Raw genomic sequence first — 13,527 nt, 5'->3', positions numbered from 1 at the left:
ATTGCCGATGCCGCCGCATCCCGGATCGCCGCCGCGGTACGCGCCGCGCAGAAGGACCTGCTGTCGGCCTCGGACTGCTCCTCGCCCGACGGCCCGCGCGACCAGGTCGTGGCGCTGACGGCCACGGAGGCGCTGGTGATGCTCCAATGCATCGGCGGGGCCTACCAGTCCGGCTACCTGCTGTTCCGGGCGCCGCTGCAGGATCCGGGCGCGGCCCGCCACCTGGTCCTGTCGACCCCGAAGGCGGGCTGGGCCGGCGACGTCGACGATCCGTCCGGAACCCTGATCGACCCGGACTACGACCCGGCCACCGGGACGCTGATGTCGGCCGGCCGGGGCCGCGGCATGGGGGATTGCGGCTCCTCGGCCCGCTGGGTGTTCGACGGCAAGGACTTCCGGATCGCGCGATACAGCTTCCAGGACAGCTGCCGCGGCCTTCCCGGCGACTGGCCGGTCCTGTGGCGGACCACGGCGGAGGATTGATCCGGCCGGCCGGGGCTGAACGGCCCCGGCGGTGACACCGCTTGCCCGGCGGGTGGGGCATTGACATCTCTGCGCGTCTCATCATAGTTAGTTAACGATTACTAACTTCGTGAGCCGCGACCATGGCCGGCAAGGGCAGGGACACGAAAGCGCGGATGGAGGAGGCGGCCATCCGCCTGTTCGCCGAGCGCGGGGTCGAGGGCACGTCGGTGCGCGACATCGCCGCCGCGGTGGGCGTCACCGAGGCGGCGCTGTACCGCCATCTGACCTCGAAGGACGAGTTCGTGGCCGGGTTGTTCGCCGACCGTTATGTCCAACTCGGCCGCCAAGTCCATGCGGCACAGGCGGGGCTGACCGGCTTCGCCGCGCGGATGCGGGCGATGGTGGCGGCCTGCTGCGAGCTGCATGACCGCGACCCGGCGCTGTTCCGCTTCCTGCTGATCGTCCAGCACCGGGCGCTGCCCAGCCTGGAGGTGGGCGAGCCCAACCCCGGCGACGTCATCGGCGCCGTGGTCGCCGACGGCATCCGCGAGGGCGCCGTGTCTATCGCCGATCCTCGCCTCGCCACCGCCATCGCCTTCGGCTGCGTGCTGCAGCCGGCGGTGTTCCTGCTCTACGGCCGGCTCGAAGGCGGCCTGACCGACCATGCGCCGGAGATCGCCGGCGCCATCCTGCGGGCGCTCGGCGGCTCCGCCGCCTGACGTCGCACCCACCCATCCGTCTCAGCGCAAGGAGACGTCCATGATCGACCCGATCGTGTTCCTGCTGATGATCGCCGCCATGATCTGGCTCGGCGTGCAGGTCCTGACCCAGCGCAGCGCCATCCGCGACCTGGAATCGCGGCTCGACCTGATCGATGACGAGGTTCCGGCCGGCCGCAATCGGCGCGCGTCGTGACCCGAAATATCAAACCGCCATGGCGAGCCCCGAAGGGGCGTGGCCATCCAGCGGCACCAATCTCTGGACGGCCACGGCGCTGCGCGCCTCGCCAGGACGATCTTGGAAAGCGAGCAGGCGCTTAACCCGCCCGGTCCTTGTCGATCTGGCTCTTCAGCGCGTCGAAGCCGACGGCGCCGGGGATGATCTGGTCGTTGATGACGAAGGCCGGCGTGCCTTGCACGCCCAGGGCCTCGGCCAGGTCCATGTTGGCCCGCAGCTCCGCCACCACCGACGGGTCGTTCATGTCCTGCTTGACCTTGTCGAGGTCGAGCCCAACCTGCTTGGCGGTCTCGAAGATGACGTCGTCGGTCAGCTGGCCCTTGAAGCCCATCAGCTTGGTGTGGAACTCGAGATACTTGCCCTGCTTCTGCGCCGCCAGCGAGACGCGGGCCGCGGTCACCGAGGCAGGCCCGAGGATCGGGAACTCCTTCAGCACCACCTTGAGGCCGCTATCCGCCTTCATCAGTCGCTCCAAATCCGGCTGGGAGCGTTTGCAGTAGCCGCACTGGTAGTCGAAGAATTCGACCAAAGTGACGTCGCCCTGGGCGTTGCCGATCACCGGCGAGGTGGCGCTGCGGAAGATCTCGTCGGCGCGGCTGGTCAGGGTCTTGGCCTGGGCCGAGCGCTCCTCCGCGTCCTTCTTGGCCTGGTAGGCGTCCAGCGCCTCGACCACGATCTCCGGATGGGCGCGGATATAGTCGCGCACCACCTGCTCGATCGTCTCCTTCTGGGCCGGATCGACCGCGGGCGTGCTCTGGGCCGGCGACTGCTGCGCCCAGGTCGACGGCGATGCCACCGCCACCGCGGCGACGACGGCCAGGCTGGCGAGGCGGCTGGGGCGGAGCATCGGGGTATCCTTTCGCTGGAGCATGTCCCACTAGTCGCCTTTCGCGACGGGATGATCAAGCGTTACACGGTGTCGGCGACAATTCGACCGCCACGGTCCATGTCGAGGGCATGAGGCAGAGCCCATTCGAGAATGCGCTGGAGCGAGGCGGCTGGCGGTGATTTTGAGAACCGGAGCGCAGCGGACGTTCAAGTCCGTGAGCACCGGAAGCGGAAAAATCGCCGTCAGACGGCCGCTCCAGTAGCACTATCGGATGGGCTCTCAGCCCGGCTTGTCCTCGGCCTGGCGTTGCAGGTCCTGGGCCCGGCGCCAGCCGGGCGATCCGCGCGGCAGCAGCTGCAGCGCCCGGTCGACCTGGGCCCGCGCGTTCGGCTTGTCGCCGCGGGCGAGGTTGTCCTCGGCCAGGGCCAGCGCGGCGTTGCCCATGTCGCCGACCTTGCCGTAGGCGGTGCCCAAGAGCCGCCAGACGATCGGCGGCGTTTTCTCCGGGTCGACGCTGGCGCGCTGCAGGTCGCGGATGGCGCTGCGCAGCTCGGCGTCCGAGCCGCGGTCGATCTTGGTCTGGGCCAGCGGGATCAGCAGCAGCGGCTCGCCCGGCAGCAGCGCCAAGGCGCGCTCGTAATAGGGACGGGCCTCGGTCAGCCGCCCGGTCTCCAGCAGGATCTGGCCGCGCAGCTCGAGGAAATAGGGGTTGCGCGGCTCGGCCTTGATCAGCGCGTCGGTGCGGCCCAGCGCGTCGGGGAAGTAGTTGTTGCGGTAGGCGGCGACCGCCCGGGCATATTGCGCCGGGATGCTGGTGTCGCTTGGCGGATAGACCCGCGCCACCGCCTGGGGCTGGGTGAAGCCGAACAGCTTGGCCCGCATCCGCGCGAACATGTCGTCATAGCCCGGCGGCATGGCACCGCCGCGCAGCGGCGACTTGTCGACCGCATCCTGCACCGCCTCGATCCGGTCGGCGGTCAGCGGGTGGGTGCGGGTGTATTCCGAGCCGGTCGGATGCGCCAGCTCGGCATCCTGCATGCGCTTGAGGAAGCTGAGCATGCCGTCGGCCGGGATGCCGGCCTGCGCCAGGAAGCGCAGCCCCGCCTGGTCGGCCGAGCTCTCGATGCCGCGGGTGAAGTTGACCATGTTCTGCCGGACCATGTCCTGGGCGGTGACGGCGCCGGCCATGGCGGCGTCGCCGCGACCGGCCGCGGCGCCGGCGGCGGCGCCCAGCAGCGAGCCGATGGTGGCGATCAGCCTGCTGCGCTCCATCTGCTCGGAGCCGCGCACCAGATGGCCGCCGGCGATGTGGCCGGTCTCGTGCGCCAGCACGGCCAGCAGCTCGTCGGCGCTGCGCGCCTCCAGGATCAGCCCGGCATAGACGAAGATGTTTTGGCCGCCGGCGACGAAGGCGTTCACGTCGTCGTCGTTGACCAGGAAGATGCTGACCGCCCCCGGATTCAGCCCGGCGGCCCGGAAGATTGGCGTCAGCATCTTGTGGATGCTAGTTTCGATCTCGGCGTCGCGGACCACCGGAATGCGTTGCGCCTGGGCCGCCGCGAGGGGCCCGACGATGACCGTCGCCAGGGCCACCACCAAGATCCGAATGATCCGTCCCAACGCTCCGCTCCCTCCGTGCCGGCGATCCGCCCGGCTGGATCATCACGCTAGAGGCCGACTGTGTCGACCCGGTGGCGCAATGCCCGTCTCGGAAGTGCCGACGCCATGAAGATCTCCCGCCGCGGCCAGGTGCCGCCCTTCATCGTCATGGATGTGATGACCGCTGCCGCCGCGCGCGAGAAGAGCCATGGCGACGTGCTGCATCTCGAGGTCGGCCAGCCCTCGACCCCGGCGCCGGCCGGCGTGCTGGCGGCGGCGCAGGCGGCGCTGACCCAGGACAAGATCGGCTACACCGTGGCGCTGGGCATCCCGCCGCTGCGCCAGGCCATCGCGTCGCATTACGGGCGAGCCTACGGCACCGCGGTGAAGCCGGAGCGGGTGGTCGTCACCACCGGCTCCTCCGGCGCCTTCCTGCTGGCCTTCCTGGCCGCCTTCGATGTCGGCGACCGGGTGGCGCTGGCGGCGCCGGGCTATCCGGCCTACCGCAACATCCTCACCGCCCTGGGCATCGAGGCGGTGGAGATCCCGGCCGGGCCGGACACGCGCTATCAGCCGACGCCCGAGCTTTTGGAGAAGCATGGCGGCCGACTTGACGGGCTGATCATCGCCAGCCCGGCCAACCCGACCGGCACCATGCTGTCGCCGGAGGCGCTGGCCGATCTGACGGCCTATTGCGAGTCGAAATCGATCCGGCTGGTGTCGGACGAGATCTATCACGGCATCACCTACGGCATGGGCACGGCGACGGCGCTGCAGACCAGCGGCAGCGCCATCATCGTCAACAGCTTCTCGAAATACTATTCGATGACCGGCTGGCGCCTGGGCTGGCTGGTGCTGCCGGAGGACATGCTGCGGCCGGTCGAATGCCTGGCGCAGAACCTCTACATCTCGCCGCCGACCCTGTCGCAATACGCCGCCGTCGCGGCCTTCGATTGCGGCGAGGAGCTGGACCGCAACGTCGCCCGTTACGCTCGCAACCGCGGCCTGCTGCTGGAGGCGCTGCCGCGCGCCGGCTTCGACCGGCTGGCCCCGGCCGATGGCGCCTTCTACCTCTATGCCGAGATCGGCCACCTGACCAACGACAGCGTCGAGTTCTGCCGCCGCATGCTGGCGGAGACCGGGGTGGCGGCGACGCCGGGCGTCGACTTCGACCCGGTGCGCGGCCATGCGACCATGCGCTTCTCCTTCGCTGGCGCGACCGAGGAGATGGAAGAGGCGGCGGCGCGGCTGCATCGCTGGCTGCGCTGAGATGGCGCGGCGGGCGTCGAGCCGGGCGGCGTCCCGCTGGCGGCTGCCGCGCCTGCCTTTGCCGCGTCTCGCCCTGCCGGGCGCTCTGGGCCGCTGGTGGAGCCGGCGGCGCTGGTGGTCGAAGATCCTGTGGGGCCTGTTCGCCGTCCTGTTTCTGGCGCCGCTGGCACTGACCGCGGTCTATCGCGTGCTGCCGGTGCCGGCGACGCCGTTGATGGTGCTGCGCCTGTTCGAGGGCGAAGGCTGGCACCGCGACTGGGTGCCGTGGAGCGGGATCGCGCCGGTGATGGCCAAGGCGGCGGTGGCGGCGGAGGACAACCTGTTCTGCCGCCATGACGGCTTCGACTGGCAGTCGATGCAGAAGGCCTGGGACCGCTACCAGTCCGGCATCGGCCGGCTGCGCGGCGGCAGCACCATCTCGAACCAGACGGCGAAGAACGTCTTCCTGTGGGACGGCCGCACCTTCGTGCGCAAGGGGTTCGAGGCCTATCTGACGGTGATGATCGAGGCGCTGTGGCCGAAGCGCCGGATCATGGAGGTCTATCTCAACGTGGTCGAACTCGGCCCAGGCATCTATGGGGTCGAGGCGGCATCGCAGACCTATTTCGGCAAGAGCGCGGCCCAGCTGTCGGCGCGCGAGGCGTCGCTGCTGGCCGCGGTGCTGCCGAACCCGCGCGGCTGGTCGGCCGGCAAGCCGTCACGCTACGTTGCCGGCCGCGCCGCCACCATCCAGCGCCGCATCGGCCAGCTCGGCGATCTGCTGGACTGCGTGGAGTAGGGGGCGGGCCAGCGCGCTGGGCAAGGTCATCTCCAGCACGGGCGGATCCCGGCTTCCCAGGCCCGATCGCTCTGATAGGATCGGCATTCTTTGACGCTATTTTTCGCAAAGATGGTGGGGGATTCATGGCGACATATATTGGCACCGCCGGCGACGATGTTTTTGCCGGGACCGGGGAAAACGACAGCGCCAGCGGGCTGGGCGGCAATGACACTCTCTCGGGGACGGCGGGCTCGGACACCCTGAACGGGGGCGATGGCGACGACCAGCTTTCTGGCGGGGCCGGTGCCGACACCCTCGTCGGCGGAGCGGGTATCGATACCGTGGTCTATGATGGCGCCGTCGGCGTCACCGTCACGATCGGCGGTGTCGGAGCGGGCGGCGAGGCCCAGGGGGACACCGTCGGGAGCGATGTCGAGAACATCACGGGCGGCGCCGGAAACGACACGCTGACGGGCTCGGCCGCTGTCAACACCCTGCGTGGCGGCGCCGGGAACGACGTCCTCTATGGTGGCGGCGGCAAGGACTCCCTGTTCGGCGGCGACGGCAACGACACCCTGGTCGCGATTGACCAGAACGCCATCCTGGGTGGCGGCGTCGGCATCGACTCCGTGATCTTCGACGGCGATGGCGGTGTCAATATTCGTCGGTACATCGATGCCGAAATCATCTTCGGAACCAATGGCAATGACAGTATCATTATTCGCGACGCGCTGCCGGGTGTCGAAATCCATGGCCGGGATGGCGATGACGAACTGTGGGGTTGGGACGGCGATGACGTTCTCTATGGAGACGCCGGCGACGACATTCTCAGGGGCGGCGTCGGCAAGAATATCCTCTATGGCGGCGCCGGTGACGACCTGCTCGGCGGCGACCGGGACGACAAGGTCAGCGGCGGCGACGGCTTCGACATCCTCTCCCTGGCGTACAGCAACCCGGTCCAGGCCGACCTGGCCGCCGGCACGTTCGCGGGGATCGGTATCACCGGCATCGAGGTCGCCCCGGACTTCGAGGGGCTCTGGGGCGGGCAGTCGGACGATCAGCTGTCCGGTACCGCCGGGGACAACCTCCTCAGGGGAGATGCCGGCAATGACATCCTCTCCGGGCGCGCCGGGCGCGACGAGTTGGACGGCGGGTTCGGCAACGACACGCTGATCGGGGGCGCGGGCGCTGATTCCTTCATCGGTGACTTGGGCACCGACACCGTCAGCTATGCCGGCTCGGCCGGCGTCAACGTCACGATCGGCGGCGCCGCGCATGGCGGCGATGCCGAGGGGGACACCATCGGCCTGGATGTCGAGAACGTCCAGGCGGGGGATGGCGACGATATCGTCAACGGCTCCGCGGTCGCGAATCTGCTGTCCGGGATGGCCGGCAACGATCGGCTCACGGGGCTCGCGGGGGATGACACGCTGTCCGGCGGCGACGGCGTCGATGTGCTGGCCGGGAACGAGGGCAATGACGCCCTGCGCGGCGACGCCGGCAACGACGTGCTCGAAGGCGGGGCCGGGGCCGACACGCTGGATGGCGGCAGCGGTTCGGACAACATCTACTACACCACCAGCTCGGCCGGGGTGCGGATCGATCTCGCCGCCGGCAGCGCATCGGGCGGCGATGCCCAGGGCGACATCTTCGCCGGCATCGAGAACGCGGTCGGATCACAGCTGGCCGATACGCTGCTGGGGGATGCCGGCGCCAATTCCCTGCGCGGCCTGGAGGGCGCGGATTCGCTGCAGGGGCGGGACGGGTCGGACTTCCTGCGCGGCGACGGCGGCGACGACGTCCTCTTCGGCGGGCTCGGCGCCGATCGCCTGGACGGCGGGGCCGGCATCGACACGGCCTATTATTCGTCCAGCGCGGCCGGGGTGACGGTCAATCTGCAATCCGGCACCGGCACCGGCGGCGAGGCCCAGGGCGACCAGCTCGCCGGCGTGGAGAACATGGTCGGGTCGACCAGGGCCGATATCCTCCGCGGGGACGCCGGAGCCAACATCCTCCGCGGGCTCGACGGCGACGACGTGCTCCAGGGGTGCGGCGGCGCCGACACGCTGGTCGGGGACGGCGGCGTAGACCGCTTCGTCTTCACCACGACCGGCGACAGCACCGCTGCCGCGTCCGACAGGATTGCCGATTTCCGCCATGCCGAGGGCGATCGGATCGATCTGTCGGCGATCGATGCCGACGGGAATGCGGGCAACGGCGACACGGTCTTCTTCTTCCGCGGCAGCGGCCCCTTCACGGGCGGGGGCCATGAGGTGAGGATCATCAGCAGCGGCAGCGTGCAACTGATCGAGGCTGACCTGGACGGCGACAGACAGGCCGACATGGTCATTGCCGTGGTGAGCGCCACGACGCTCGCCGTCGGCGATCTGATGCTCTGATCGAGCGGGCGGATGGCGGACGCCGCCGTCATCCGCCCGTTGCCGGCGTCACTCCCCCGCCGCGCAGGCCGGCTCGTCGGTGACCGAGCCGGCGGCGTCGCCGTCGAACTCGGCATAGATCCGCCCCAGCGCGGTCAGCCCGCCACTGTCGTCGACCAGCCGTGAGCTGATGGTCGCCTCGCGATAGGCGCCGGCACCCATCCAGGCATAGCGCTCGACATAGGGGCGGCGCTCCAGCTCCGGCAGGACGGTGCGCATGAAGCGTTCGGTCGCTGCGGTGCTGTAGCGGCTCTTCCGGCCGTCGCGCGCCGCCCAGTCGGAGACGGCGAATTCGGTGATCCAGATCGGCTTGCCGTAGGCGGCATGGATGTCGTCGATCTTGCGCAGGAAGCTCTTCGCCGACGGCGCCCCGTACCAGTGGACGGCGACGAAATCATAGTCCTTGCCCTGCGCGGCCATCCTTGCGGAGAAATCCTTGAACCAGGGGCCGAGCGCGTTGACCGCGGCCGGGCTGCCGATGCGGCGGGCGAGGGGCCGAAGCCGGTCCCAGGCGCCGACAGCCTCGTCGACCGACATGTCGGCCTGGCGCTTGCCGTCCGGCTCGTTGAAGGCCAGCAGCGCGCAGGGCTTCGATTCCTGGCCGAGCTGCGTGGCCTCTCGGTCCATCGTCGCGCCGTCCGACCAGATCATCGGCACGAACTGCGCCGATCCCGCCTGCGCGATCGGCTCGGCGTTCCAGGTGTAGTACCAGCGGGCGTTCAGCCTCTGGATCGTCCCGGCCGCGCCGGCGTCCTTCTGGCCGATCGCGATCCCCTTCTTGTCGCCGGCAAAGGACGGTGCGGTGACGGCGAGAGCGCAGATCACGGCGCAGAGGAAGGCGGCCGGCTTCATCGTGAACCTCGCTGGGGCGACCCGGGGACCAGAAACACTACGGACATGCGGCGTTTCTGTTCCCGTGGAATGTCGCCACGAGGCGGCCGCCTCAATCCTCCTCGGCGGCCAGCTGGGCCAGGACGCGGCCCTTGCCCATCTGGCGCAGCACCATCGGCACCACCACGACCAGGACGGTGATCGCCAGCAGGGTGATCGAGATCGGCGAGGAGACCAGGATCATCGGGTCGCCCCGGCTGTTCTGCAGCGCCCGGCGCAGCGGCAGCTCCGCCATCGGGCCCAGGATGAAGCCCACCACCACCGGCGCGATCGGGTAGTGGAAGCGCCGCAACAGGTAGCCGAGCAGGCCGAAGGCCAGCAGCAGCCCGAGCTGGAAGGAGGAGGGGTTGGAGCCGATCGTGCCCAGCGTGGCGAAGACCAGGATGCCGCCGTAGAGCCAGGGGCGCGGGATCGACAGCAGCCGCACCCACAAGCCCACCATCGGCAGGTTCAGCACCAGCAGCATGGCGTTGGCGACGAACAGGCTGGCGATCAGGCCCCAGACCAGGTCCGGATTGCTCTGGAACAGCAGCGGGCCGGGCTGGATATTGTACTGCTGGAACCCGGCCAGGAGGATCGCCGCCGTGGCCGAGGTCGGCAGGCCGAGGGTCAGGAGCGGCACCAGCGTGCCGGCGGCCGACGCGTTGTTCGCCGCCTCCGGCCCCGCCACGCCCTCGATCGCGCCGTGGCCGAACTCCTCCGGGTGCTTCGACAGCTTCTTCTCGGTGGCATAGGACAGGAAGGTGGGGATCTCGGCGCCGCCGGCGGGCATGGCGCCGATCGGGAAGCCGAACAGCGTGCCGCGCAGCCAGGGCTTCCAGGACCGCTTCCAGTCCGACCGGCTCATCCAGATCGAGCCGCGGACGGCCTCGATATGCTCCTCACTGCGCCCCTGGCCGCCGGCGACCGACAGGGATTCGCCGATGGCGAACAGGGCGACCGCCAGGATGGTGACCCCGATGCCGCCCAGCAGTTCCGGTGCGCCGAAGGTCAGCCGGGCCCGGCCGCTGAGCTCGTCGAGGCCGATCAGCCCGATCGCCAGGCCGATGGCCAGCGAGGTCAGGCCGCGCATCGGCGAATCCCCGAAGGCGGCCGAGACGGTGACGAAGGCCAGGATGATCAGCGCGAACTTCTCCGGCTCGCCGAAATTGATCGCGAACCTGGCGATCTCGGGCGCGATGAAGGCCAGCCCCGCCGTCGCGATCAGCCCGGCGACGAAGGACCCGATCGCCGCGGTGGCCAGGGCCGGCCCGCCGCGGCCGGCGCGGGCCATCTTGTTGCCCTCCAGCGCCGTGATGATCGAGGCGCTCTCGCCCGGCGTGTTGAGCAGGATCGAGGTGGTCGACCCGCCATACATGCCGCCGTAATAGATGCCGGCGAACATGATCAGCGACCCGCCGGGGTCGAGCGAATAGGTCACCGGCAGCAGCAGCGCCACGGTCAGGGCCGGGCCGATGCCCGGCAGCACGCCGACCGCGGTGCCGAGGGTGACGCCGATCAGGGCGTAGAGCAGGTTGACCGGCTGCAGGGCGACGGCGAAGCCGTGGCCGAGGAAGGCGAAGGTGTCCATGGCGTCAGGCCCCGGTCAGAAGCTTTTCCAGCGGGCCTGCCGGCAGGGTCAGGTCCAGCCCCTGGGAGAAGATGAACCAGACCATGAAGGCGAAGACGACGCCGATCGGGACGGTCTTCCATAAGGGGCCGCGGCCGAAGCCCCGGACGGTCGCGGCGAACAGGAGGCCGGTCGCGATCGAGAACCCGGCCGTGGTCAGCAGCAGCATCTGGGCGGCGAGCCCGCCGACGATCCAGGCGATGGGCGGCAGGTCGTCCTTCTCGCGCGGCGGCGGGTTGCCGCGCCAGGCGTCGATCGCCGTCCATACCGCGAGGATCAGCAGCAGGCCGCCGATCAGGCGGGGGAAGATCGCGGGCCCGAACCGGGCCGCGAACCCCCTCACATTGAGCTGGCCGGCGTCCCAGAACAGCACCACGGCGACGACAGCCAGGGCCGCGGCGATCCCCAGGACCGGCCAGTCCGGCCGACGTTTGGCGGTGTGTTCCGGGGCGATGCTCATTCGGCCAGACCGATATCCTTGAGGATCTGCTGGGTGGTGCCGATGTCGGTCGCCAGCTGCTTGTCGAAGGCGGCGCCGGCCAGGTAGGTGTCGATCCAGCCCTTGGTCTTCAGCGTGTCCTGCCAGGTCTTCGACTTGGCCAGCTTCTCGATGTCGGCGGCGACGGCAGCCTTCTGCTCGTCGCTCAGCCCCGGCGCGGCGGCGACCATGCGCCAGTTCTGCACCACGACGTCGAGGCCGGCTTCCTTCAGGGTCGGTGCGTCGACGCCGTCCATCCGCGCCTCGCTGGAGACGGCCAGGACGCGCAGCGCGCCGGCCTTCACCTGGGCCTCGAACTCGCCATAGCTGGAGATGCCGGCGGTCACCTGGCCGCTCAGCACCGCCGCCAGGGCCTCGCCGCCGCCGGAATAGGCGATGTAGTTGATCTCGGTCGGGTCCACCCCGGCCGCCTTGGCGACGAGGCCGACCGCGATGTGGTCGGTGCCGCCGGCCGAGCCGCCGGCCCAGGTCACGCCGCCCGGATCCTTCTTCAGCGCCGCGACCAGGTCCTGGATGGTCTTCACCGGGGAATCCTTCGGCACCACGATCGCCTCGTACTCGCCGGTCAGGCGGGCGATCGGGGTGACGTCGGCCAGCGTCACCGGCGACTTGTTGGTGATGATGCCGCCGACCATGACATAGCCACCGACGATCAGGGCCTTGGCGTCGCCCTTGTTCTGGCTGACGAACTGGGCCAGGCCGACGGTGCCGGCGGCGCCGGGCACGTTGACGACCTGGACGCTGCGCGAGATGCCCTCGGCCTGCAGCGCCTGCTGCATCGACCGGGCGGTCTGGTCCCAGCCGCCGCCGGGCGCGGCCGGGGCGATGATGGTGTAGTCGTTGGCCCGGGCCGCCAGCGGCAGCGCCAGGACGGCCGCCAGCGCGGCGATCGCGAATGTCTTCATGGGTGTCCTCCCCCTTGTCGGTCTGGTTTTGGCCGGAAGCATAGCATCCCGCGCCCGCTCGGCGCAGGCCGGTCGCCTATCGGCTGGTGATGGATGGATCGGAAACGGGCCGCCGCTTGTCGCGGGGCTCTGGCATCTCGGACGGAATCGGGACCTCCCTGGCCTGTTGCTTCAGCCCGGGCATCGCGATCGGCCCGGTTCCAGGGATCAGTCTAGCCACCGAACCTGTCAGCGTCCTGTCATCGGCGCAATGTCGGAGACCAGGCGGCGCCAGGTCTCGAGGAAGCGTTCGCGGCGGCGCTCGTCCAGCGCCACCAGCAGCGACGGGCCCAGCGGGATCGGCTGCAGCGCGCCCTCGGTCCGGCCGGCGATGGTGCCGGCGGTCCAGGGGCCGGAGATGTCGGGCATGATCGCGCCGAGGCCGGTGACGCCCGCCGCCAGGGCCTGGCCGCGCGGCGACAGCAGGTAGTCGACGAAGGCGCGGGCCAGCTCGGCATCCGGCGCGCCGCGGGGGATCAGAGCCACCCGTGTCATCACCAGCGCGTAGTCCTCCGGCACCACCACGCCCAGGCGCAGCCCGGCGGATTGCCGGGCAAAGGCGTAGGAGCCGAGCAGATTGTAGCCGAGGATCAGCTCGCCGCTGACGATCCGGTCCAGCATCTCCGGACTGCTGCCGCTCAGCTTCGCGTCGACCCGGCCGAAGGCGGCGGCCAGGCGCCAGAAGTTCGAGGAGATCAGCGCGTCCTGGCTGGCCAGCAGGTGGCCGATGCCGCTGACCGCGATGTCGTAGGTGGCGACCCGGCCGCGGAACCGCTCCGGCTGCGATTCCAGCAGCGCGATCAGCTCGGCATGGGAATGCGGCACCTCGGCTTCGGACAGCAGGTCGGGGTTGTAGGCGATCACCGCCGGCTCGAAGGTGAAGCCGATCGCCTCGCCGCGCCACTGCGCCCAGTGCGGCAGCCGGTCGAGCCAGGGCGAGGCGTAGGCCTGGGCGAAGCCGTCATTGGCCAGCTTCACCTGCAGGTCGGGGGCGGAGCTGATCATCAGGTCGGGCACCGGCGACAGCCGGCCGCTGGACGCCGCCTGGTACATCGGCAGCGTGTCGGTCTCCTCGTACACCACCCGGATCTCCGGTCGCTGCGTCTGGAAATCGGCGATGAAGCGGGCGAAGAGCGGGGTGTCGGTGGCGCCGAGGATGGTCAGCGTCCGTTGGCCGCCGGCCGGGGCGGGATAGACGGTGGTGCCGGGCGCGGCCCGGACGGGTCCGACCCAGGGTGGACAGCAGGGCCTTCGCCGTGGCGCCCAT

At 70.0% G+C, this 13,527-nt stretch carries 13 protein-coding genes and 1 pseudogene; 7 read left to right on the top strand and 7 right to left on the bottom strand.

Features of this window, described 5'->3' with window-relative positions; translation table 11 throughout:
• From P409_RS12170 to P409_RS38855, 3 genes are all read left to right on the top strand, one after another.
• The coding region (locus tag P409_RS12170) for a DUF1176 domain-containing protein (RefSeq protein ID WP_161790382.1) at positions 1-483 on the top strand (483 nt) is incomplete at its 5' end.
• Between the two features lie 155 nt (positions 484-638).
• Complete coding sequence (locus P409_RS12165) at positions 639-1,184, top strand: TetR/AcrR family transcriptional regulator (protein ID WP_052120449.1); 546 nt, start codon at positions 639-641, stop codon at positions 1,182-1,184.
• 40 nt (positions 1,185-1,224) lie between these two features.
• Positions 1,225-1,380 (top strand): hypothetical protein, encoded by a 156-nt coding sequence (locus tag P409_RS38855; protein WP_161790381.1) that lies wholly within the window; start codon positions 1,225-1,227, stop codon positions 1,378-1,380.
• A 121-nt stretch (positions 1,381-1,501) separates the two neighbouring features.
• On the opposite strand, the gene P409_RS12160 is transcribed toward P409_RS38855, so the two are convergent.
• Positions 1,502-2,269 carry a DsbA family protein gene (locus tag P409_RS12160; protein WP_034836264.1) on the bottom strand — a complete coding sequence of 256 codons (768 nt, stop codon included), beginning with the start codon at positions 2,267-2,269 and terminating at the stop codon, positions 1,502-1,504.
• A gap of 261 nt (positions 2,270-2,530) precedes the next feature.
• Positions 2,531-3,871, bottom strand: coding sequence for a M48 family metalloprotease (locus tag P409_RS12155; RefSeq protein WP_034836261.1), 1,341 nt, complete (start codon positions 3,869-3,871; stop codon positions 2,531-2,533).
• 105 nt (positions 3,872-3,976) lie between these two features.
• Between P409_RS12155 and P409_RS12150 the strand changes: the two genes are divergently transcribed.
• From P409_RS12150 to P409_RS12140, 4 genes and pseudogenes are all read left to right on the top strand, one after another.
• Positions 3,977-5,119, top strand: a complete 1,143-nt coding sequence (locus P409_RS12150) for an aminotransferase class I/II-fold pyridoxal phosphate-dependent enzyme (RefSeq protein ID WP_034836258.1) — start codon at positions 3,977-3,979, stop codon at positions 5,117-5,119.
• Position 5,120: 1 nt separating this feature from the next.
• Complete coding sequence (gene mtgA, locus P409_RS12145; RefSeq protein WP_081991444.1) at positions 5,121-5,897, top strand: monofunctional biosynthetic peptidoglycan transglycosylase; 777 nt, start codon at positions 5,121-5,123, stop codon at positions 5,895-5,897.
• 125 nt (positions 5,898-6,022) lie between these two features.
• A pseudogene (locus P409_RS41540) lies at positions 6,023-6,409 on the top strand (calcium-binding protein); the annotation flags it as partial.
• Between the two features lie 99 nt (positions 6,410-6,508).
• Complete coding sequence (locus P409_RS12140) at positions 6,509-8,278, top strand: calcium-binding protein (protein WP_238578664.1); 1,770 nt, start codon at positions 6,509-6,511, stop codon at positions 8,276-8,278.
• A 48-nt stretch (positions 8,279-8,326) separates the two neighbouring features.
• Here P409_RS12140 and P409_RS12135 read toward each other — a convergent pair whose 3' ends face one another.
• From P409_RS12135 to P409_RS12115, 5 genes are all read right to left on the bottom strand, one after another.
• Entirely contained in the window at positions 8,327-9,169 is an 843-nt protein-coding gene (locus P409_RS12135) for a glycosyl hydrolase (RefSeq protein WP_052120445.1), read from the bottom strand.
• Positions 9,170-9,260: 91 nt separating this feature from the next.
• Positions 9,261-10,778, bottom strand: coding sequence for a tripartite tricarboxylate transporter permease (locus P409_RS12130; protein ID WP_034836253.1), 1,518 nt, complete (start codon positions 10,776-10,778; stop codon positions 9,261-9,263).
• Positions 10,779-10,782: 4 nt separating this feature from the next.
• Positions 10,783-11,277: a tripartite tricarboxylate transporter TctB family protein gene (locus tag P409_RS12125; RefSeq protein ID WP_034836251.1), complete on the bottom strand. Its 495-nt coding sequence runs from the start codon at positions 11,275-11,277 to the stop codon at positions 10,783-10,785.
• Positions 11,274-12,221 (bottom strand): Bug family tripartite tricarboxylate transporter substrate binding protein, encoded by a 948-nt coding sequence (locus P409_RS12120; protein WP_034836248.1) that lies wholly within the window; start codon positions 12,219-12,221, stop codon positions 11,274-11,276. Before P409_RS12120 ends, P409_RS12125 begins: the two co-directional genes overlap by 4 nt.
• 228 nt (positions 12,222-12,449) lie before the next feature.
• The coding region (locus tag P409_RS12115) for an ABC transporter substrate-binding protein (protein ID WP_152613345.1) at positions 12,450-13,527 on the bottom strand (1,078 nt) is incomplete at its 5' end.

Origin of the sequence: Inquilinus limosus MP06, assembly GCF_000767795.1 — a bacterium.
Taxonomy (GTDB): domain Bacteria; phylum Pseudomonadota; class Alphaproteobacteria; order DSM-16000; family Inquilinaceae; genus Inquilinus; species Inquilinus limosus_E.
This window is presented reverse-complemented; position numbering and strand designations above follow the sequence as displayed.

What these genes read in the sequence shown, in the direction of transcription:
- P409_RS12165 (WP_052120449.1), top strand. Translation starts at nt 639, where the DNA reads ATGGAGGAGGCGGCCATCCGCCTGTTCGCCGAGCGCGGGGTCGAGGGC.
- P409_RS38855 (WP_161790381.1), top strand. Translation starts at nt 1,225, where the DNA reads ATGATCGACCCGATCGTGTTCCTGCTGATGATCGCCGCCATGATCTGG.
- P409_RS12160 (WP_034836264.1), bottom strand. Translation starts at nt 2,269, where the DNA reads ATGCTCCGCCCCAGCCGCCTCGCCAGCCTGGCCGTCGTCGCCGCGGTG.
- P409_RS12150 (WP_034836258.1), top strand. Translation starts at nt 3,977, where the DNA reads ATGAAGATCTCCCGCCGCGGCCAGGTGCCGCCCTTCATCGTCATGGAT.
- mtgA (WP_081991444.1), top strand. Translation starts at nt 5,121, where the DNA reads ATGGCGCGGCGGGCGTCGAGCCGGGCGGCGTCCCGCTGGCGGCTGCCG.
- P409_RS12135 (WP_052120445.1), bottom strand. Translation starts at nt 9,169, where the DNA reads ATGAAGCCGGCCGCCTTCCTCTGCGCCGTGATCTGCGCTCTCGCCGTC.
- P409_RS12130 (WP_034836253.1), bottom strand. Translation starts at nt 10,778, where the DNA reads ATGGACACCTTCGCCTTCCTCGGCCACGGCTTCGCCGTCGCCCTGCAG.
- P409_RS12125 (WP_034836251.1), bottom strand. Translation starts at nt 11,277, where the DNA reads ATGAGCATCGCCCCGGAACACACCGCCAAACGTCGGCCGGACTGGCCG.
- P409_RS12120 (WP_034836248.1), bottom strand. Translation starts at nt 12,221, where the DNA reads ATGAAGACATTCGCGATCGCCGCGCTGGCGGCCGTCCTGGCGCTGCCG.